At 45.3% G+C, this 21,450-nt stretch carries 16 protein-coding genes; 8 read left to right on the forward strand and 8 right to left on the reverse strand.

The genetic code is table 11. The features are described from left to right. Positions 1-77: 77 nt before the first annotated feature. Positions 78-5,642 carry a CHAT domain-containing protein gene (locus tag NLZ44_RS22385; RefSeq protein WP_493751212.1) on the reverse strand — a complete coding sequence of 1,855 codons (5,565 nt, stop codon included), beginning with the start codon at positions 5,640-5,642 and terminating at the stop codon, positions 78-80. Positions 5,643-5,750: 108 nt separating this feature from the next. Between NLZ44_RS22385 and coaE the strand changes: the two genes are divergently transcribed. Further along, the gene (gene coaE, locus NLZ44_RS22390) at positions 5,751-6,362 is read left to right on the forward strand and encodes a dephospho-CoA kinase (protein ID WP_493753060.1); all 612 of its coding nucleotides are present in this window, start codon (positions 5,751-5,753) and stop codon (positions 6,360-6,362) included. Positions 6,363-6,393: 31 nt separating this feature from the next. On the opposite strand, the gene NLZ44_RS22395 is transcribed toward coaE, so the two are convergent. The 7 genes from NLZ44_RS22395 to recF form a co-directional block, all read right to left on the reverse strand. Continuing rightward, the gene (locus tag NLZ44_RS22395; protein WP_006621891.1) at positions 6,394-7,122 is read right to left on the reverse strand and encodes a biliverdin-producing heme oxygenase; all 729 of its coding nucleotides are present in this window, start codon (positions 7,120-7,122) and stop codon (positions 6,394-6,396) included. A gap of 172 nt (positions 7,123-7,294) precedes the next feature. Beyond that, positions 7,295-7,972 (reverse strand): 5'/3'-nucleotidase SurE, encoded by a 678-nt coding sequence (gene surE, locus NLZ44_RS22400; protein WP_493751213.1) that lies wholly within the window; start codon positions 7,970-7,972, stop codon positions 7,295-7,297. A 94-nt stretch (positions 7,973-8,066) separates the two neighbouring features. Continuing rightward, on the reverse strand, positions 8,067-8,474 hold the full coding sequence (locus tag NLZ44_RS22405) for a response regulator (RefSeq protein ID WP_493751214.1): 408 nt from the start codon (positions 8,472-8,474) through the stop codon (positions 8,067-8,069). Positions 8,475-8,952: 478 nt separating this feature from the next. After that, positions 8,953-11,556: a PAS domain S-box protein gene (locus NLZ44_RS22410; RefSeq protein WP_493751215.1), complete on the reverse strand. Its 2,604-nt coding sequence runs from the start codon at positions 11,554-11,556 to the stop codon at positions 8,953-8,955. Between the two features lie 253 nt (positions 11,557-11,809). Next, positions 11,810-12,415 carry a TIGR02117 family protein gene (locus NLZ44_RS22415; RefSeq protein WP_493751216.1) on the reverse strand — a complete coding sequence of 202 codons (606 nt, stop codon included), beginning with the start codon at positions 12,413-12,415 and terminating at the stop codon, positions 11,810-11,812. 197 nt (positions 12,416-12,612) lie between these two features. Next, positions 12,613-12,984, reverse strand: a complete 372-nt coding sequence (locus NLZ44_RS22420; protein ID WP_493751217.1) for a hypothetical protein — start codon at positions 12,982-12,984, stop codon at positions 12,613-12,615. Positions 12,985-13,076: 92 nt separating this feature from the next. Then, on the reverse strand, positions 13,077-14,216 hold the full coding sequence (gene recF, locus NLZ44_RS22425; RefSeq protein WP_493751218.1) for a DNA replication/repair protein RecF: 1,140 nt from the start codon (positions 14,214-14,216) through the stop codon (positions 13,077-13,079). 119 nt (positions 14,217-14,335) lie between these two features. On the opposite strand from recF, the gene NLZ44_RS22430 reads away from it, so the two are divergent. From NLZ44_RS22430 to NLZ44_RS22460, 7 genes are all read left to right on the forward strand, one after another. Continuing rightward, the gene (locus NLZ44_RS22430; protein ID WP_493751219.1) at positions 14,336-15,964 is read left to right on the forward strand and encodes an adenylate/guanylate cyclase domain-containing protein; all 1,629 of its coding nucleotides are present in this window, start codon (positions 14,336-14,338) and stop codon (positions 15,962-15,964) included. Between the two features lie 141 nt (positions 15,965-16,105). Continuing rightward, complete coding sequence (locus tag NLZ44_RS22435) at positions 16,106-16,321, forward strand: hypothetical protein (protein WP_493751220.1); 216 nt, start codon at positions 16,106-16,108, stop codon at positions 16,319-16,321. A 423-nt stretch (positions 16,322-16,744) separates the two neighbouring features. Then, positions 16,745-17,728 carry an alpha-ketoacid dehydrogenase subunit beta gene (locus NLZ44_RS22440; protein WP_006621902.1) on the forward strand — a complete coding sequence of 328 codons (984 nt, stop codon included), beginning with the start codon at positions 16,745-16,747 and terminating at the stop codon, positions 17,726-17,728. Positions 17,729-17,855: 127 nt separating this feature from the next. Further along, on the forward strand, positions 17,856-19,247 hold the full coding sequence (gene secD, locus NLZ44_RS22445; RefSeq protein ID WP_493751221.1) for a protein translocase subunit SecD: 1,392 nt from the start codon (positions 17,856-17,858) through the stop codon (positions 19,245-19,247). Positions 19,248-19,304: 57 nt separating this feature from the next. Further along, the gene (secF, locus tag NLZ44_RS22450; protein WP_493751222.1) at positions 19,305-20,297 is read left to right on the forward strand and encodes a protein translocase subunit SecF; all 993 of its coding nucleotides are present in this window, start codon (positions 19,305-19,307) and stop codon (positions 20,295-20,297) included. 14 nt (positions 20,298-20,311) lie between these two features. Then, on the forward strand, positions 20,312-20,710 hold the full coding sequence (locus NLZ44_RS22455; protein ID WP_111893182.1) for a hypothetical protein: 399 nt from the start codon (positions 20,312-20,314) through the stop codon (positions 20,708-20,710). A gap of 314 nt (positions 20,711-21,024) precedes the next feature. Beyond that, complete coding sequence (locus NLZ44_RS22460) at positions 21,025-21,255, forward strand: hypothetical protein (protein WP_111893180.1); 231 nt, start codon at positions 21,025-21,027, stop codon at positions 21,253-21,255. Positions 21,256-21,450: the final 195 nt, after the last annotated feature.

The following is a 21,450-nucleotide window of genomic DNA, read 5'->3' on the forward strand; positions in this document are numbered from 1 at the left end:
GCGATGATTATAGCTGGTGCGTCAGTTATCCGGTTTTTATCGGTGTGGGCTGTTCTGATGCAGCCTACTATATATTATTACCAAGGGCTACCAATAAGAGTAAACCCAGCCCAGTAAAAAGGATGAGATAAATCAACCGGGTTTTGTCTGGCTAATTCTTGGGGGACTGGAGTCGATATCGCGCCGCGACGAGTGCTGATGTTAGCCTCACTAAGTAGGTAGCCATTTTCTAAACGTACCTGACCGTTTAACATCGCCAATTGAGACTGTCGGAGGGCTTCTGCTTTAATGGGAGTAGCAGTTAGAGCATTATAGAATGTCGTCATTAATCCCAAAGTTCCCGCATCACTAACATACCATAAACTTGCCATAGCCGACTTCACCCCAGCTTGAACAGCTAGTCCAGCAAATCCCAATTCCGCTTTTTCATCCCCCACAGCCGTAGTACAAGCACTCAATACCAATAATTCTACCGGAGGTTGATTTAGTCGTAACTCTCGCAGTTGATTTAACCATAACTTTTGGTCCCAAAATTGGATATAAGAACGGTCAGCACCCCCGGACACAAATTCTCCATGAGTCGCTAAATGAATAATTTGATATTCCGCCTGTTCCCTTTGGTATTTAAGATTAGCTATGGTAAATTCTTCATTTAAAAAGGACTTACCCGGCCACATTTTTTCACCAACAATTAAATCTAATTCTAGGGGAACTGCTGGTAAAGGTTGTAGGTGAGAATTAGGAAACTCAGAAGCACCCATAGCCAAAACTCTAGCATTTTGCAGGTTAACATAACTGGTATCAGTGAGGCTGAGGCTAGGAATCAGACTGAGGCTATAGTGTTCTATTAGGAACTGTTCCCCGTCATATAATGCGGCTAGGGGGAGGGTACGCAAACCAGCATCCATTGAGAAAATTAGGATATCAATGCCATGTTTTTCTAACTCCTGTTTGATGGGTTCAATTAACCAATTATATAATTGTTGTCCTGATTCTTTATACTGAGTATCTTGGAAATTTTGGGGGGTGCGAATTTGATGGCTAAATTCCCGCGCTACTTGTAGGAGTTCCTCACGATTAACTGCAACGCTTTTAAAGACTGGTTCCCCATTGGGTAAAAGTAATCTTAATTCTAGTTGCTGGGGTTGTATGGATACATAAATAATCGCGGGTTTGTAGTTGGTGATACGGACAATATCGCTGAGGGTTTGACGGATACTTTGGTCATCAACGGTGTTTTTATTGAGATTATTGCCGAAATAGTTGATAAATTCACGACCTCGGAATAAATCAATTTGCAACACGGAGGAAACTAAGGGAGAACGAGCCATTTGGTCAGTAGGTACGGTGGTTGGTTCTACCTGAATTACGAGGTCTCCAGCCCGGTCTATGTCGGGGTTGGCTTCGGTGTTGGAATTAATTAGGGGTGACTCTGCATCATGATTGGAATTACCGGAGATATTCTGATCACTGTCGGAGGCGTTAGAGTTATTGTTACTTAAATTTTCGGGGATACTAGAAACAGAAGATGCGGTGGTTTCTACATCAGATAAATTTTCATTCTCGGTTGTAATGGTTTGGTTAATGGGGGTTTGTCTAATTGAGTTAGGCTCAAAATTATTGCCGATAATTGTAGTATCTGCACCAGCGGTTAATTGACCATCAGTAATGGCTCCAGCCGTCCCATTTTGACTAGAATCACCAATAACTAGAGGGGTGGAAAAAGCGGGTAATCTAATTGTCCCGCTACTTGTTGAACCGATAGTAGAGATACTGGCTTCTACACCATTCATGGCTTCAAAGGTATCTGTAACTCGGAAAAATCGAGAGGTGTCAATTATTAGGGAACCTCCCCGCAATTCGGCTTCTGTATTAATTAGGGATACTTGAATATCATTATCGCTAGTTAGCCGGACGGAACCCGCATTTCCCTGGGAGGAATTGGTGTTAATAGCACCTAGAAAAATGTTGTCTGGTGCTTGTACTTCTATAGACCCTCCGGCGGTGGAACCGGAGGTGTTAAGATTACGGCTTTGCACTCCTCCTTGGCTGCTAGTAATGGTAATATTTGCGCCTGTTCCTGCGTCTGTAGCGGTGCTGATATCACCTGTGTTAATATTTCCCAAGGCGGTGATATTAATGCTACTGTCGAGGCTATCAGGGGATGCTATTTGCAGATTTCCGGTGGTAATGGTTCCGCGATCGCTATTTAAACTCATACCACGTCCGGCGGTGATATTTCCGGTTTGGATATCATCCCGACCTACGAGACTTAAAAAGGTTGCATCCCCCAAAATATTGCCATCAACTGTAATTTGTCCCCGCTGACTGCTGAGGTCAATTGTCCGAAAAGCCAGATTATCTAAACTTGCATTAGAGCGAAGTTCTCCGGTCTGAATATTCCCTTGAGACCGTATATTAATATTACCTCCCGACTGCAAATTCCCGGTAATAACCTCACCTCTAGCACTATTAATGTCTATATTTAAGCCACTGGTATTAATGTCACGAATGCGAATATCACCATCAGCTTGTAAGGAGATGGAAGCATCACCAATTCCGGTAATATTTCCCGCCGCTAGAATTTGACCTAAATCACCGGAAGATTGTAATAAAACGGGACTGGTAAAGGTGATATCTTGGGCTATTTCTATGATACTATTTCCATCAGGACTACCAATAATAATCCTTTCAAACCCCGGCGCTAAAGCGTCTATATCTGATAACTTGATATCTAAACCAGTGGTATTTTCCTCACTTCCCAAAGTCATTATTTGACCGGAATTGCTGGGTTCTAATCCTAAAGAACCGCTACCACGAACTGAATTAGAACCGCCGACTAAATTAATTTCGGAACCTCGTAATAAAATATTGCCTTGATTAGACCCATTTTGGAGGGTGTGGATTCCTTCTATTTGGATGATATCCGATTGACTAACTACGCGAATATCTCCGCCTTCTGTCACGAGATTTCCGAGAATAATCTCATTTTCCGCCTGTAAGGTTAAGCTAGAATTCCCTACACCTCTAATGGTGGGTAAACTTTCATCACCAGTGGCGATAATTCTACCTTGAGGCGATCGCATCATCACGGGGTCTTGAAACCTGAGATCTCCCTCAATATAAATAGTCCCCTGAGAATCAGACCTACCAATAATAATCTCGGAAAACCCCCTAGTAATTTGTGACAATTCCAAGCTGTTAAAATTCAGAGATAAAGGGTCTCCTGTTGGCGAAGAGTTAGCAGAGAGTCCCGAGTTTCTACCTAACCTAATATCTTGGGTTGGTGAAGCAGGTTGTAATAATAGAGACCCACTCCCGGAAAGACCACCATTAAGATTAATAGTATCTCCCGTCAACATAATATTACCCCCTGTAGTATCAGGAGATAGTAGACCATCCCAAACCCCGGTGGAGATAGCACCCACACTAATTTCTATACCAGCATCCAAAGTAATATTACCACCAGATTGCCGTCCGCGCGAGTCGATCGCACCTAAATCAATACTCTCGCTAGTGGTAATCAAGACATCGCCTCCCTCACCCCTAACGGAGGAGGTAATAATCCGAGATGGTCTCGTCCGATTATTAGTATCATCCATAATAATCCGACTACCCTGGCTAATAATAGACACATCACCACCACCCCGAAAGCCAGAAGTATTGATACCCTCTAAAAAAATCTCCCGACTGGCTTCTAGTTGGATATTTCCCCCGACTCCGGTTGTATCAGTCGCCTGGGAAGATAGGGGACCGGTGAAAATTTGCCGACCACTATTAATAGTAATATTCCCGCCGGAAAATCTCCCGTCGGTTTGCAGATTATTAGTAGTAATTGAACCCTGGCTACTACGGAGAGTAATATCACCGCCCATATTATCACTATTAGCAGTAGATATAACCCCGGTATTAATCTGACCAATACCACTAGCAGTTAGATTAACATCTCCGCCACTGGTTCTAATATTCCCGGTAGCAATATTGACACCAAAAATATTGAGATTACCACCTCTAGTTAAGATAGTATCGCCACTGTGCATGATAAAAGAACCCTGACCATCTCCGTTAGCATCAGCGCGGAAAGTCACGGTTCCGGTGGTAGTTCTCAAGTCGAGTTTTTGGTTAGATAACTGGTCGATGCGAATATCATTTCGTGCTTCCAGAGTAATATCAGCATCAGCGGCTAAATTTTCCAAGGTAGTTTGGGAGAGGGTATATTCTGCTGGTCCTTGGTCAGCGGTGACTACACCATCAAAGTCGATATTATTATTGGGAGAGGCTTCGGAGTCTACAATCCTGATATTTAAAGGGTCTAAAAGTAGGGTTCCTAAGTTACCATCTCCGCCGCGCAAATTGACACTACCATCAACGCTGAGAGTTTCGAGACCGGAGATTTCTACAAACCCTCCCTGGTGTTGTCCTTGTGCGGAAATATTGCCGGAAAATTGGGTATGTCCGTCAGACCAAATAATAATCCTGCCGCCATCTCCGTTAGTGGTGGCGTTGGCTGCTAGGGTAGAATTATCATCGATGAGGGTATAGATGGCATTAGGAACAGTACCCTGTCCGAGGTAATCACCTCCAATTCTAATTGTACCGCCGTTATCTGGTGCGGAGGCGCTGATATTCGCACCCCAAATTCCGATGCGATCGCCAAAAATGTTAATCTGGGGGGAATGGTTAAAAATAGTGGAGTCGGTGTCGATGGTTCCCGACACAGCCACAACTCCAGGATTAGGAGTAATGGGGGTATTAGAACCAGTTAGTTGTATGCGACCATCAGCTAAAATATTGACTCCGGTGGCATAATTTTCGTCCCCTCCGGTGAGTAGTTCCGGCAAGGATAGGGGGGTAAGATTAGTTGATAATCCATCAGGGGAGGCGGCTGGACTAACTTCTAAACTGAGAAGGTGTCCGGCTTGGGAAATGCGGAGGATATTTTCACCTTCGACCGCCGCCATGGTAATTTCTCCCCCAGGAGCTACCAGTGACCCGGTATTGATGACAGTTCCCCCCAGTAGGGTGATTTGTTCTCCCTGGGTAACGGCGAGTTCTCCGGCGTTGACAATGCTACCAGGATTAGTCCCAAAGGCGAAGGCGTTGGGAGTGCCGACTAGGGTGCTATAATCATTTGCACCGATCGCACTCATCCAGCGATCGCCAAAACCGATACCAGAAGCCGTAGTAGCGGTAAAGGAACCTGGAACATCTAACCGCGCACCCGCACCGAATAAAATCCCGGCTGGGTTGATTAAAAACAGGTTAGAAGCGCCGCCTGTGACCTGCAAAAGTCCGTTAATGCGGGAAGCATCCCCACCCACCACACGGGTGAGGATGTTTTGGATTTCGGGAGTGGCAATAAAGTTCGCCACAGCGCCGGATTCTACGTTAAAGTGGGTAAAACTGTGGAACAGATTACTCCCATTTCCCGAAAGTTGTCCCCCAGTGATGTTGGTCTGGTTTCCCTGTTGATGGGTAATGGTGTTGGTGCTGTTGGGTTCGGGTACAATTGGTTGAGCGATCGCTCTGTTATACCGGATATCGAAAAAGTTTTGTGGTATAATGGAGAGGATATCCAGAACCATCAAACTGGCACAGGAAACCGGGATCAGCACTAACTGCATATGGTGTACTGGGTTCATAATTATCTGCTCCCCTTCCCTAACTGGTTACAAGTTTATGAGATCCTCCCTTTTCGCACCCCATTCTCACTTCTGTAGTGGTAGTTGTAGTATTTGATTGACTCACTCATGCGGTTAATTGGCTTGACAGGCGGTATTGGTACGGGGAAAACCACTGTTTCTAACTATTTGGCTGCTACCCATAAACTACCGATATGGGATGCGGACATTTATTCTCGCCTAGCGGTAGAGCCTAACTCACCTGTTCTCAATACTTTGGCGGTTCGCTACGGCTCAGATTTACTCTACTCCGATGGTAGCTTAAATCGAGGCAAGTTGGGGGATATTATCTTTAATAGCTTAACGGAAAGGCAATGGGTAGAAAGCCAAATCCATCCTTTTGTGCGCGATCGCTTCCTGGAAAAACGCCAAGAACTAGAAAAACAGTCTCATTTAGCAGAAGCTACGGCGGTTTTAGCCATTCCTCTGTTATTTGAAGCGAATATGACTGATTTAGTCACGGAAATTTGGGTGGTGTACTGTTCACCGTCTACCCAAAAACAGCGACTTATCCAGCGACATGGATCTTCCCTAACTCCTACACAGATCCAAGCTAGAATTGATAGCCAAATGCCTTTGAGCGAAAAATGCGATCGCGCGGATGTGATCATAGACAATGGTGGCAGTCTACAGCACTTGTATCAACAGTGCGATCGAGCCTTAAAAGGGGAAGGGGTTTAACTCAGAGTTTACCCCACCCCTGCTTATGGCGTTAGTTCACCGAGTCAGTAGCGGTCGCTAGTTCTGTGGAACCTTTACCGCGTCGGCGAGTTAAGCTATTAAATAGCATAATTCCGATCGCTTTTACCAAATTGCCTTCGAGTTCATTAAACATTTTCATGTTCATTCCGAAAGCCGCATTAGCTTCCTCCACAATGCGATCGGCTGTTTCCTGGTCAATCGGCAAATCATTCATGATCTGACGGTAATTGTTCTTAAATTCCTTCTCATCAGGAATTTCGTCAAACTCATAAAACTGAGTTCCTTGACCGTCCGATAAATTCATCGCTGTTTGAGCAATACCTTTCAGGATTTGTCCCCCCGAAAGGTCTCCCAAATAACGGGTGTACAGGTGAGAAATCAACAAAACCGGATCTTGCTCAGAAATCTCTCTAATTCTAGCCACATAAGTCTGAGCCGCTTCGGAAGGCTGAACTTCCTCCCGCCAGTTGCTACCATAGTAGAACAATAAATCCTGCTCAATAGCAGACTTGCGGTTTAACTCAGGAAAATATAGTTTCGAGAGGACGGGGTGATTTTTATGGCGATCCATTTCCTCTTCCATTGCCGTATAGACAAAGTAGAGATTCCCGGCTAATTTCCGATAGGAGGTTTTCTCAACTGTCCCTCTTAAAAAGCATTTGATAAAACCCACATTTTCCGCCATGGTGTGGGACTTTTTGGTTCCTTCCCGCAACTGGGTGGCTAGATTAACACTCATAGTAAATTTATTTGATCTGTTAACGAGATTTTACAGCAGATGTATTATCTTGGGGAAACGGCTGATTATACCGCCCGATTTTCTACCTTAAACCTATTTGCTTAAAAATAGTGTTAAGAATTGTCACAGATAGTAGACAGGAGAGATTGAGAGTACCAGAAACCCCTGTGGCTTAGAGGAAAATTTGACTAATAGCAATTTTGCCGCTGAAACAAACATCTACATCTGTACCAGGGGTGCGATCGCGTTGACCATAATCTCCGATATATTGGTATTGTTCCCCATTCACCTGATATTTAGCCGGAAGCGGGTCACAGGAGGGAGTACAGAAGACCATTTCCGGGTCTGGTTCTTCTGGCTGTAGATAGGGGAGATTGACATTCCAGAAACTGCGCGGTAAACAAGGTTGATTAAGCAGGTTTTCCAAGACGGCTTGGGTGAGGCGAGTCGCGCGTTCCCAGTCGGCTGGTTTACCGCCTTTTCGATACTGAGAAATAGCAATAGCCGGAATGCCATGTATAGCGGCTTCTCTAACAGCGGCTACAGTCCCAGATATGTAGGTATCAACACCTAAATTACCCCCGGCATTAATCCCTGAGAGAACCCAGGACAAATCTGGACATAAATGGCTAATGGCCAGGCGAACACAATCGGCAGGAGTTCCAGCGATCGCATAATGAGTGGGAGAAAGGCGTGATATATTAATGGGGGTAGCCGTGGTGACCTGATGACCACAGCCGGAAAGGTGATCGCGGGGAGCGACCCAAAGACAGGGACTCTTTACAGCGGCCGATAAGGCTTTAATTCCAGGTGCATCAATTCCATCATCATTAGTTAATATAATCGTCATATTTAGGAAGTCCGGTTGCCGTCCTTACATTTTAACCGACCAAGTGCCGATCCGGTTTCCGGTTTCCCGATTAAGATTTTTATGTGAAATGAGATTAAGCCACGTAGGGCATAAAAATTGAGCGAGATGCGGTTTTTCTGCTCAGGTCATTAAAGATGGTTTTAATCAAATTATTGACGTTTTTCGCAGTAGTCACATAATGATTTCGTGCCAATTGAAAACCCAGGGAGCGAGAACTAACCGCCGATTCTGATTGAATTAGGATGACGGGAATATCAGCGGTTTTCTGATTCTGCTGTAGCCGATGAATAAATCTATAGGTATTGCGATCGCTCAAATTTAAACTACTGATAATGAGATGCGGTTTGATTTCTTTAGCGATTTGCACCGCCCAGTTCCCGCCTTCTGCACAGATAATATTAAACTGCTCCAAGGCGATCGCATCCTCTAAAGTAGAGTTAAAATCCTGGTTTTCTTCCACCCATAAAATATCAAATATCATAATTTTGTCCCCACAGTGTATTAACTAGGAATAGTGCGACACCGATTCAATCCGATAAATCTAGTTTGATAATTTCACACAATCCCATCAACACAGAAGCTCAGGAATAGGTAACAGGGAGAGGGGGGGATTGAGAAAATCATTTATATTACTCCGAACCACCCAATTATCGACTCCACGACCCCAGGGTATTGACCAATGGGTTTTACTAACCACTCCCATAACAGTCCGGTAACCAGCCATCAGGCTTTTAGTTCCCCCAGAGTCGGTTACTGAATGACCTCCATTACAACTATCTACCAAATATAAACAGCAATTGTGAAGATTATGTGATCAAAAACCCAATTTTGCATCTGAATATGTTAAAGTTGGGGGTAATGGCCCGTGTTTAAGATACTCTAGCCATTAGCCGGAGGGATGCGGAACTGCCCAAACTCCCCGGCTAGGCTATAATTGCTGAAGGTGCTAGGTGAAGGTGCTAGGTGTTCTCGTGGCTATGTATGGGGATCTGAATACAAAACTCTGAACCGACACCGGGTTCTGATATGCAGTTTAACTTCCCTTTGTGCAAATCGACGACAATTTGATAGCTAACGGACAGACCCAACCCAGTCCCCTGACCCACAGGCTTAGTGGTAAAGAATGGGTCAAAAATGCGTGATCGCAACTCTTCAGGTATACCCACTCCATTATCAGCAATGCGAATAAATGCCAGGTTATTTTTAGTTAAACCAGTAGTAATTGTCAGTGTAGGTTCCTTAGCAGATTGCTGACATTCGGGGCTTTTTACGGCATCAATAGCATTATTAAATATATGCAAAAACACCTGATTTATCTGGCCAGCATAGCACTCAACTTTAGGCAAATAACCGTAATTTTTAATCACCACAATTTCCCGCTCTCCCGGTAAGGGTCTGAGGCGACTTTTCAAGACCATCAAAGTGCTATCAATCCCCTGATGAAGGTCTATTTCCTTAATTGCCGACTCATTCAATCGGGAAAAACTTTGCAGGGAGTTAACAATTTCCTGAATCCTTCTAGCGCCATTCTGAATGGAATTAATCAACTGAGGAATATCAGTAATTAAAAAATTGAGATCAATCTCTTCGATTAATTCTGTAATTGCCAATGGTGGTTCTGTATAATATTGTCGATAGGATTCAATAACCAACAGTAAATCCTGGGTATATTCTTCCAGGTGAGAGACATTACCAACAATAAATCCCACGGGATTATTAATTTCATGAGCCACCCCCGCGACCATTTGTCCTAAGCCAGACATTTTCTCACTCTGAATTAGTTGGGTTTGGGTGCGTTTGAGTTTAGCTAAGGCTTTTTCTAGTTTCTCGGTCTGTTGTTGGAGGCGAATTTCCGCCCGTTTCCGCTCAGTAATATCCATAATCGTCCCAAACAGGCTGACAATTTGGTTATCGTGATTTAAAATTGCCTTAAACTTAATATGAACATAGCTAACTGAGTTTTCATCCTTGATAATTCTGGCTTCTGCCTGACAAGTAGTTCCATTATTGCGAGTTTCTGCTAGGGCTTTCTCAACCAATGGTCTATCTTCGGGGTGATAGCATTGCAGACATTGTTCTACGGAAGGTATACCCAAGGTCTGGTCTAAGCCCAAAATCCTAAATACCTCATCAGACCAAGTAAGTTCCCCAGTGTCGATATCCAATTCCCAATTGCCAATATGGGCTAATTCCTGGGCTTCCTGAAGATCGGAGGTGATTTCCCGCAGGCTGGCTTCGGCTTTTTTCCGGGCTGTAATATCAGTTAAAGATGCTACAGCACCCAAAATATTACCCCGACCATCTTTGATAGCACTAGCGCGCAGTAACACCTGAAAGACACGGTTATTTTTAGCACGGTGTTCGACTTCACCCACCCAGTTTTTGCCTTGGCTAATGGCAGCAAAAATTTGTCGGGGAATTTGCGGGTCAGTATAAGCGCCAGATATCCCCCCAAATACTTGGTTAAATTCTTCTGGGGTTTCACACCCAAACATCTCGGAAAAGGCGGGATTTTGATAAAAGTGATTCCACTGTGCATCAGCCATAGCGATCGCATCACTAGAACTTTCCACAGCCTGTTTATAAAGCATTAAGGTAGCTTCAGCCTGTTTGCGTTCGGTAACATCACGGCAAATACACACCACCCCAGCGACACTTTTAGTTAGAGACATCTCCTGGATGAAGAAACTACCATCTTGGCGACGACTACGGAGTTCTCCTTGCCATTCATTTTCAGCCGCAAAGACGGGAGAGACTTCTCGCAGGATATATTCTATCTCATCGGGAGCATATAATTCCTGCCAAGTTTTGCCTAAAATATCTTCAGCTTGGCTGTAGCCGAACATTTCTAAATAAGCACGGTTAACATAGGTAAATACTCCCTCGGCAGTTTGTAAAGCGATACCGTCGGTGCTGGCTTCAATGGCTGCGAGTCGTTGTTTGAGTAGTTCCTCTTGTTGTAGGCGATCGCTAATATCATCTAATATTCCCAACACTCCAACTATATTTCCCTGGTGATTATCAAGGGGAATTTTGGTAGTTTCGGCCAGAATTTCTTTACCTTGGACTAGGTGGCGGGTTCCTCTGACTTTGATTTGAGGCGATTTTGAGGATATAACTTGGCGATCGAATTCCTGATACAATTTAGCCTCTTGAGGAGTCCAAGGTAAATCATCATCAGTTTTACCCACAATTTCTCTGGGGTCTTGTAATCCGACTTTCTCCGCAAATTGACGGTTACATCCCAAGTAAACAGAGTTACAGTCTTTCCAAAAAACGGCTTGAGGAACATAATCAATTACCATCTGTAACAGGTGGTGACAATTGATGGAATTGGACTGATTGGCAATCACATTAATTTTCTGCTGCTGTAATTTTTGCCTCAGACTGTGATTTTCCTGTTGCAGTTGGACTACATGACGACGTAATTCGGCAAGTTCCTCTTGCAGATGGTTGGTCGGTTCCACTTCTGAATAATCAGAACAATCACAAGAATTATTGGATAAGCTATCGTTAACGGTCAAATATACACCTGATATAGACCCATTTTCATTGTCGGACATTTGATTTTCCCTTGATGTCATCGGCGACTTAAATTTGCACCCACTTTCTCTAGCATCTGGTCTTGAGGAAATTATAGCTTGAGTCCTGAAAAAATATAGTTGTTCGGAGATGAAACCAAAATATTTTTTTGCCAAGTCTCCCCTAGGGGGGCATTTTTGAAGGCATCCCCAAAATTATACCCGCTAGTTTTAACCAAAAGATAATCTTAATGGCACAACATTTAACTTTTATCTATCCTAGGAAGTAGGTAATTTAACAACTGCTTCTAGCTTTGTTGAGTAGCAAAATGGGTAAGCTAGGCTGGCGTGGGGTTTGCACCCGGGCGGTCCGTAATGCTTCTGCTATCCATGTATTGCAATGTCTGAGAATGGAATAAACACCTTTGGCTTCATAAAAACTGTCTCTGATACCATAACCATAGCCGATTCTGATGGGATTTCCGGCGGAGTCAAGTTTAAAGGAATTTTGCAGAAAATCGACCAATTTTAAGTAATTATCCTCACTGATATTAAGGAGTTGTAAATCTTGTGCTACTGGGAGGGTCTGATATACTTGAACTCGCAAAACTGATGGAGTAGGTATAAATAATGCTTTCAGGGCGGTTGTTAATTGCAAATCAGCGAAGGTGGGAGATTCTAGGTAAACTTGGCGATCGCCCCAACCCATGGCTAGATATCGATAATTGCCAGAGGTTTGTCTCCCAACTTCTGATAAGTCGATAAACTGATGCCAGTCAAATACTGAGGTTGGCACTGGCACCAAGATATCTGTATGTAATATATTTCCGGTTATATAAATGGTTATATCACAACTTTTTTGGGGGGGTAAAATCCAGAAATAAGGCAAAAATAATGGCATGATTAAACATATCAAAAATGCCAGGATAGTGATAATTTTATATTGAGCTTTTCCGGGGATTTTTAGCTTAGATATAATCTTCACTATGAAGGGGTTGATTGAGGGGCAAGGTGATTAAGGATGGAGGGGCGCGAAAAAGGGGTGCGAGTAAATCACACCCCATAATTGTACTGTCCTAAACTGGAATTGAGGTCAAGTTATTTGATAGCAACCACTTCTGATTCTGTGGGCTGTTCGGCTTCGATCGCAGTATTTTCGGTAATGATGTCATCATTAAGATCAAGGGAACCGCCAGGGGCTTCTGGGTGTTGGGTAGAAATAGCCATCCGGCGATAGGCATAAGCCCCACCAGCGGCAGCCAACCCAGTGACACCAGCAATGGCAGCGATCGCTTTATAGTCGGATTTAAAAAGGCTGATATTATGCCAGAAAGAGGTCAACTTAGTAGTTGCAGCCCCTTCAGTAGCTTGACCTTTGCTGCTGAACACACAAGCGGTAGTCGCAGTAGCAGCCAAGGAAACGGTGGCGGCGATCGCCATAGCAGATGCTAATACAGAAAGTCGCTTCATGTTGAATCAGTATGATAATAGTGGTCTACAAAACATTAGATAGATATGTTAGCAGCTAATTTTGATTTTGGGTGGTATCAAATTTGGCAAAATCAGAAAAAATCAGTAATTTTGCCTTGTTCAACCATGAGAATTTGGCTTTGTTGCAACCACTGATGGTCAAAAGCGCCTAAATGGGTAGTAGTAATCAGAGTTTGAAATCGCTCAGAGATGGCTTGTAGAAGCTGATTTTGGCGATGGGGGTCAAGTTCTGCTAATACATCGTCCAACAGAAGTAAAGGGGGTTCACCGATGACGGACTCAATTAGTTGCAATTCCGCCAACTTGAGGGCTAAAACCAAAGTCCGCTGCTGACCGGATGATCCATATTGGCGGGCGGGAGTTTGGTTAATGGTAAAAATGACATCATCACGGTGGGGGCCGACTAGAGTCAACCCTTGAGAACGTTCGGCGATCGCTCTGGTGCTAATTTTGGTCAAAAATGCCTGTTGTACCTGTTCAGGAGCCCACCGAGACCACCTCTGTTGTTGTTTAGAAGGGGGTTCAATGTTAGGCTGATAGGTGATATTGAGGGTTTCCCTACTGCCACTAATACTTTGATGCCACATCCGCGCTAAAGGTTCGAGCCTTTCAATAACGCGATCGCGGCGACGGAGTACCCGCGCCCCAGCCACTGCCAATTGAGCATCCCAAACGGCCAATTCTTCGGGGGTAGTTCCTGCCATGGGTCCCCGTTTTAACAAAGCATTACGTTGTCGCAACACCTGGTTATATTGATCTAACATATAGGCATAAACTGGTTCTAGTTGAATCAGAAGCCGATCAAGCCAGTGGCGGCGTTCAGCCGGACCACCGCGCACAAGATCCAAATCCAGGCTAGAAAACTGGACAACATTAAGGATACTGAGAAAATCAAGATGACGTTTGACCGATTGACCATTGATAGCAACTGTTCGGCGACCTTGACTCCTCAAAGTCAAAGCCAGGTCAAGTGTACCACTATCACGCTCAAGGGTAGCAGTAATTTGGGCGATCGCATGATTGTCCAAAACCAGATCGCGATCGCGGTTAACCCGATGACTTTTGAGGGTAGACAGCAATTCGACGGCTTCGAGTAGATTGGATTTTCCTTGAGCGTTGTTGCCCACTAAAATAGTTTTGGGAGCATCAAACGCCACGTCTTGAGCTTCGTAGTTGCGAAACTGTCGGAGATGTAGCGTTTTCAGATACATAGAGTCAGGAGAAAAAAAGATCCGGTGCTTAATTGTCTCATCTAACCAGATAAATTCTTTCTGCTACCACATCAGGGACGATCTTCACTATGTTATCTTAGGGCTAAACTTGAGCGAACGTGCCATATCTAATCTATAACCCCGATACATCGAGTCCGGTCACTTATGAGTTAATGCGCGGTGTCAATACCATCGGGCGTAGCCGGGATAATACTATCTGTATTACAGATATGAGTCTGTCCCGACAACACGCGGTGATTGAGGTTCAGGACAACCGGGTAACTGTGAGCGATCGCAACAGCAGTAATCATGTCTTTGTCAATGAAGCCATGATCCAAAATTGTCCACTGAAAGATGGAGATGTACTCCGCTTAGGGAGGGTGGTGTTAAAATTTGTCGCCTCCGGTGTCACCTCGTCGAAAAAGTCCCCCCACGTTGAGCGATCGCCCACGGCTGTAGTTACCCAGTTTTCTCCCCGTTCAGATATGATTGGGATGCAGGATTTATTGGAACCCGAAGAACAAGATGGTCACTCAGTTCTTAATCTGCGGTCATCCGATACCCATTTGCGAGCCGTAGATAAACTCAAAATATTATTAGATGTTAGCAAACAATTATCATCCCCAGAATCCACGAATAAACTACTTGATAAAATCCTAGATTTACTGTTTAAAATTATGGGGGTTGATCGGGCGGCAATTTTATTGGTGAACAAGAGAACTAAAGCCCTCGAAGAAAAAGCAGTTCGTTATCGTTCTCAAGTGTTAGAGGATGAATATTTTTATAGTAAAAGTATTACTAATACAGTCCTAGAAACTGGGAACGCCATCTTAACTTCAGATGCCCATGTAGACGAGCGTTTTCAGGATTCTGAGTCAATTCTTTACCAGGCTATTCATGCTTCCGTGTGCGTTCCTCTCAAACCCAGAGATAAAGTAATTGGGGTTTTATATGTAGATAATCTATCGATGTCTGATGTTTATTCTAATGAAGATGTGGAGTTTTTAAGCACTTTAGCCAATCAAGCGGCTATTGCGATAGACAACGCCGAACTGCGCCAAAAAATGCAGGAAGAAGCGGTAATGCGTAACAAACTAGAGCGATTTTTTGCTCCGGCGGTGAGTCGCAAACTACGGGAAGAAGGCAAACTAGAAATTATCGAAGCTGAAGTTACGGCCTTATTTTCTGATATTACTCGGTTTACCCAAATGTCTTCTCGGCTGGAACCCCGCCAAGTAATATCTATGTTGAATGAATACTTTAAAGTCATGGTAGAGGATATTGTTTTCCCCTATCAAGGAACCTTAGAAAAATATATCGGTGATGCTTTAGTAGCGGTTTGGGGGGCTCCCTACGCCCGCAAAGATGATGTGGAAAGAGCAGTTAAAGCAGCCATTGATATGCAATGGGCTGTCCGCCGCATGAACGAACGCTGGACAAAGGATTATGCGGAACCTTTGCAAATTCACATAGGCTTAAATACCGGACCTGTAGCCGCCGGAAATATCGGTTCTGATCGATTAATTCAATACGCCCATATTGGTGATACTATGAACGTGGCTAGCCGCATTTGTAGTGCCGCCCAAGCCGGAGAAATTATGATTTCTGCAAGTACATTTAAGAAACTGGGCGACCATAGTTTACCCCTGGAAAAAATGCCCCCGATTCGAGTGAAAGGTAAGGAGCAACCCCTCCAGCTTTACCGTCTCCATTGGGAGGAGGTTCATACTACCACGATTTCCCCATAATCTGGCGACTATTACCCGTTGAGTTGACCGGGGACGAACTCACAAAGCGCCTATATCCCCCCTAAGTCGCCCCATAACCCCAACTAAAGTGGGAATCGTCGGTTAGGTTTAGGTTAGGGCGATCGCTTTCAGTGGACTGGTTTGGACAATGGCGGCTCTAGCACCCGCCCCTACTGGCGGTGGGAATCGTGGGTTAGGGCGGGTGCAGCTAGTTGGCTGGTTTCTCCCGTGGCGGCTCTAGCACCCGCCCCTACTGGCGGTGGGAATCGTGGGTTAGGGCGATCGCTTTCAGTGGGCTGGTGGGAATCGTGGGTTAGGGCGATCGCTTTCAGTGGGCTGGTGGGAATCGTGGGTTAGGGCGGGTGCAGCTAGTGGGCTGGTTTCTCCCGTGGCTGCTCTAGCACCCGCCCCTACTGGCCGTGGGAATCGTGGGTTAGGTTTAGGGTTAGGTTAGGGCGGGTGCAGCTAGTGGGCTGGTTTCTCCCGTGGCTGCTCTAGCACCCGCCCCTACTGGCGGTGGGAATCGTGGGTTAGGGTTAGGGTTAGGTTAGGGCGGGTGCAGCTAGTGGGCTGGTTTCTCCCGTGGCTGCTCTAGCACCCGCCCCTACTGGCGGTGGGAATGGTGGGTTAGGTTTAGGGTTAGGTTAGGGCGATCGCTTTTAGTGGGCTGGTTTTTCTCATGGCGACTCTAGCACCCGCCCCTACAGAGTCGCGCCTACTCTATATTTGTGTCGCCTTCCCTGGTTAAAATAATTAATCCACTATACTCGGATAATCTTCATGGCACAGACTCTACTTTTTAATGCACTGCGTCAAGCCACTGACGAAGAAATGGCTCGCGATCCTGCTGTATTGGTTCTAGGGGAAGATGTAGGTCACTATGGTGGTTCCTACAAAGTGACCAAAGACTTGCATAAGAAATATGGGGATCTGCGAGTTCTCGATACCCCCATTGCTGAAAATAGTTTCACAGGGATGGCAGTTGGTGCCGCTATGACCGGACTGCGACCCATAATCGAAGGGATGAACATGGGATTCCTGCTGCTGGCTTTCAACCAAATTGCTAATAATGGTGGAATGCTGCGCTACACTTCCGGGGGTAACTTTAAAATGCCTTTGGTAATTCGTGGACCCGGCGGGGTGGGTCGTCAATTGGGAGCCGAACACTCTCAACGCCTAGAGTCCTATTTCCAAGCGGTTCCCGGTCTAAAAATTGTCGCCTGTTCTACGCCCTATAATGCTAAGGGTCTACTCAAATCGGCAATTCGGGATGATAACCCGGTTTTGTTCTTTGAGCACGTCCTGCTGTATAACCTCAAGGAAGATCTACCGGAAGAGGAATATTTGGTTCCTATTGACCAGGCGGAAATTGTGCGATCGGGTAAAGATGTTACGATTCTTACCTACTCTCGGATGCGCCATCATGTGATGCAGGCGGTTCCGGCTATGGTGAAACAGGGTTTTGACCCAGAGGTGATTGATTTAATTTCCCTCAAGCCTTTAGACCTGAATACCATTGGCGAGTCGATTCGGAAAACTCACCGTGTGATTATTGTGGAAGAGTGCATGAAAACCGGGGGAATTGGGGCGGAACTGACCGCCTCGATTAATGATAATTTCTTTGATGAACTTGATGCTCCTGTGTTGCGGCTTTCCTCCCAGGATATCCCTACCCCCTATAACGGGATGTTGGAAAGGTTGACGATTGTACAGCCGGAACAGGTTCTGGAGGCGGTTCAGAAGATGTTATCCCACCAGGTATAGCTTAATGGGTTCCGCGTCTGGACTTCTGGGTTGAGTTGGGGTGAAGTTCCATGGCTTTCCTGGTAGTTCGGCGTGGGATCGGATTTTAATGATAAAATGAGTCGTTATCCCTGATTTTGAATTCAGTATGCGAAAACAGCGATCGCTCCTTTTCCTGATCTTACTCCTGGTCATCACTTCCCTGATTATTTTGGTCCGGGTTCCTATTCGCCTGGGACTAGACTTGCGGGGTGGTTCTCAACTCACAATTCAGTTGCAAACCTCCGATGATGTGCCACGCATTGATGAGCGGGTTTTGGAGGGGGTTCAGAGTGTCATCGAAAACCGTGTCAACGGTTTGGGTGTTTCTGAGGCTGTGGTGCAAACTGTAGGAGATGATCAGATTCTGGTGCAACTCCCCGGTGTCAGTGACCCAGAACAAGCGGAACGGGTTTTGGGAGGGACGGCTCAGTTGGATTTCCGGGAGCAAAGACCGGGGACTGAGGGAGAGCTTTTTGCGGAAATACAGGTTAATCGAGCATTAGATGCTGATTTAAGACAGGCGATCGCCACCGGAGACGATGATAGACTCGAACAACTCCTCCAACAACTCGATGAAAGTAATCAGGCGATCGCCTCATTCTATAAAGAACCCATAATTCGCGGCCAGCAGCTACAAGATGCCTTCCCCCAACCCACTCAAGGGGGGAATGGTTGGGAAATTGTCCTGCGGTTTAATAGTGAAGGCGGCAGAAATTTTGCTGAACTTACCAAAAATTTGGCCGGGACAGGGCGCACCATTGGCATCTTTTTAGATGACAGTCTGTTAAGTTCTCCCACCGTTTCCGTGGAATTTGCCGATACCGGAATTACCGGGGGAAGTGCCGTAATTACCGGCAATTTTACCGCCGCCGAAGCTAATGATCTCGCCGTACAATTGCGAGGGGGAGCGCTTCCGGTTCCGGTGGAAATTGTCGAAAACCGCACCGTCGGTGCAACTCTGGGACGTGATAGCATTCAGCGCAGTATTTATGCCGGCAGTGGCGGCTTGATTTTGGTGCTAATTTTTATGGTGGCTTATTATCGCCTACCAGGGGCGATCGCTGATGTGGCTTTGGTGGTTTACGCCCTATTTACCCTAGCCATTTTTGCCCTCTTGGGAGTTACCCTTACCCTACCGGGAATTGCTGGGTTTATCCTTAGTATCGGTATGGCTGTTGATGCTAACGTCCTGATTTTTGAACGCACCCGGGAAGAACTCCGAGCCGGAAAAACCCTCTATCGTTCCGTCGAGTCTGGTTTTTATCGGGCTTTTGGCAGTATCCTGGATGGAAATGTTACCACTGGTATTGCTTGTGCCGCTCTGTTCTGGCTGGGAACTGGACTGGTGAAGGGATTTGCCCTTACCCTCGGTTTGGGGGTGGCCGTGAGTATGTTTACCGCTGTTACCTTTAGCCGCACTCTCATGTTTACCGTGATTAGTTTACCTGAGTTCCGCAAGCCTGAATTGTTTTGTCCAAATCTCCCTAAGACTAATTAGGTTTGATGGTTTTCTCAACTCTTGTGTTGCCCCTAAATTATGGCTTGATCTGAAACTATGACTTTTAGTGTGACAAAACGGCGATCGCTTTGGTGGATGATTTCGGCGGCGGTTATCCTCGCCGGAATAGTGGGGATGTTAATTTCCTGGACTAATCCTGATATTGGCGCACCCATACGCCCCGGACTAGACTTTGTGGGAGGAACTCGCCTCCAGTTGGAACTTGATTGCACTGTTCCCGGTAATTGTGATGGCCCCATTGAGATTGACCAGGTGCGGGAAGTTTTGCAGGCTCAGGACTTGGGTAGCAGTTCCATTCAACTTTTGGATAAAGACCCCATTCAACGCGATCGCCAAATTGTTTCCGTTCGCACTAAAAACCTCAATGTTGATGAACGAACTCAGCTAGAAGCCGCCTTGCGAGAGGCGATCGGAGTTTTTGACCCCCTCGCTACCCAAATCGACACCGTGGGACCAACTCTCGGCCGTCAAATCTTTATTTCTGGACTCCAAGCCTTACTCGTCGCTTTCGCCGGAATTACCGTCTATCTAACTTTCCGGTTCCAGTTTGACTATGCAGTATTTGCATTTGTCGCCCTATTCCATGATGTTTTTCTGACTATGGGGGTATTCTCCATTTTCGGTCTGGTTTTTGGCTTAGAAGCCGATACCCTATTTTTAGTAGCCCTCTTGACAATTATCGGATTTTCTGTTAATGACACCGTGGTAATTTACGATCGCATCCGGGAAATCTTGAAACAAATGCCTGATGCTTCTACCGGGGAAGTCGTTGATAATGCCGTTAACCAAACCTTGGCGCGCTCTATCAATACCACAGTTACCACCATCCTACCCCTGTTTTGCATTTTCCTGTTTGGCGGGGAAACTCTCAAATATTTTGCCCTCACCCTGATTATAGGTTTTATTGCAGGTTCCTACTCTAGTATTTTTATTGCTAGTACCCTTCTAGGTTGGTGGCGCGATCGCAAAGCGTCTAAGTCAACCATCGTCCCTAATGATGAACCTCAGCCAGTGTCTAGGGAAAAATAAATAATTACAGTCCCATGTCCTATCCTGAACCCTCATTAGATGATCCAGTCCTGAAAACTCAAATGAAACGACTCCATGAGTTGATAGTTTGGAGTCGCTGGCTGGTGATTATCCTATTATGGTTGGTTATTGGCTCACTGAGTTTGTGGGGAATGCGATCGGACATTTCCCTACTCATGGAACATTTTACCTGGGCTACAGTCCGCCACGGCCTATTTCATAATCGCCTATCTGCGATCGGTTTAGGTATATGTCTAGGCATGACTACCAGCACCTTACTTTGGCAAAGTCGCAACATTCTTATGGGTTTCCCCCTTCGTTATCGCCAACGCCTAGAAAGACAAGTCCTCAAAATTCGCCAACAGGGTTCGACTCATCCCCTGTGGCGGTGGGTAATTAATAATTATCAATAATTAGCCTCCATAACTGAGCAGATCAGCTACCACTAGAAGACTCTCTGAGAATTATCTGCCATAAGTTTGTATAAATTATTACAATTAACCCTTTATGTCAAGTTATGCTTCAGTTAGTTAAGAGATTTGTAAATCATGTGAAATCTTGTGTAATTTGATGTTTGATCAGGCGAATTTGAGTTATGGTTGAGACTATAAAGAAAAAATAAAGGCGGCCACCACAAATTTAAGATTAGTGTGAACAGGCTGCATATCTAAGACGCTCACCCACTCCCGGCTTTGGGGAGAAAATGAACAAACCATAAGGAGGTCTTATGACTCCAACAATGCTCCGTCAACTTTGGTCTTTAGTTGAAAATACCCAACCTTCACAGCTAGTAAGTCTGGATGATGATAGCCTAGTTCAGTGCTTGATGGGTCGCCTAAAGAGTCAGTCAAGCATCAATGGTCATGATTGGGATATGTTGGATGAGTATATCAACTCTCGTATATCTCTAATTCGTGACCTAGCCGAGGCTCGTCTGTCTGGGGAATCAATGGCTTAATATTCAATAGGGACGGAGTCTGGTGTGCGATCGCTCTATATATTACCCCCCCCAATTTCCCCGAAGATCGCGATCGCATAGCCAATTTATGTCAAACTCCCTTGAAATTGTCCACGAACGATATCGCCAGGTTAAGGTAAGCTTATGAAAATTGTCAACTCCCTTCTCAGGCTGTTGTAAGGTAGTCCTGTAGTA

The organism is Arthrospira sp. PCC 9901 (assembly GCF_059013425.1).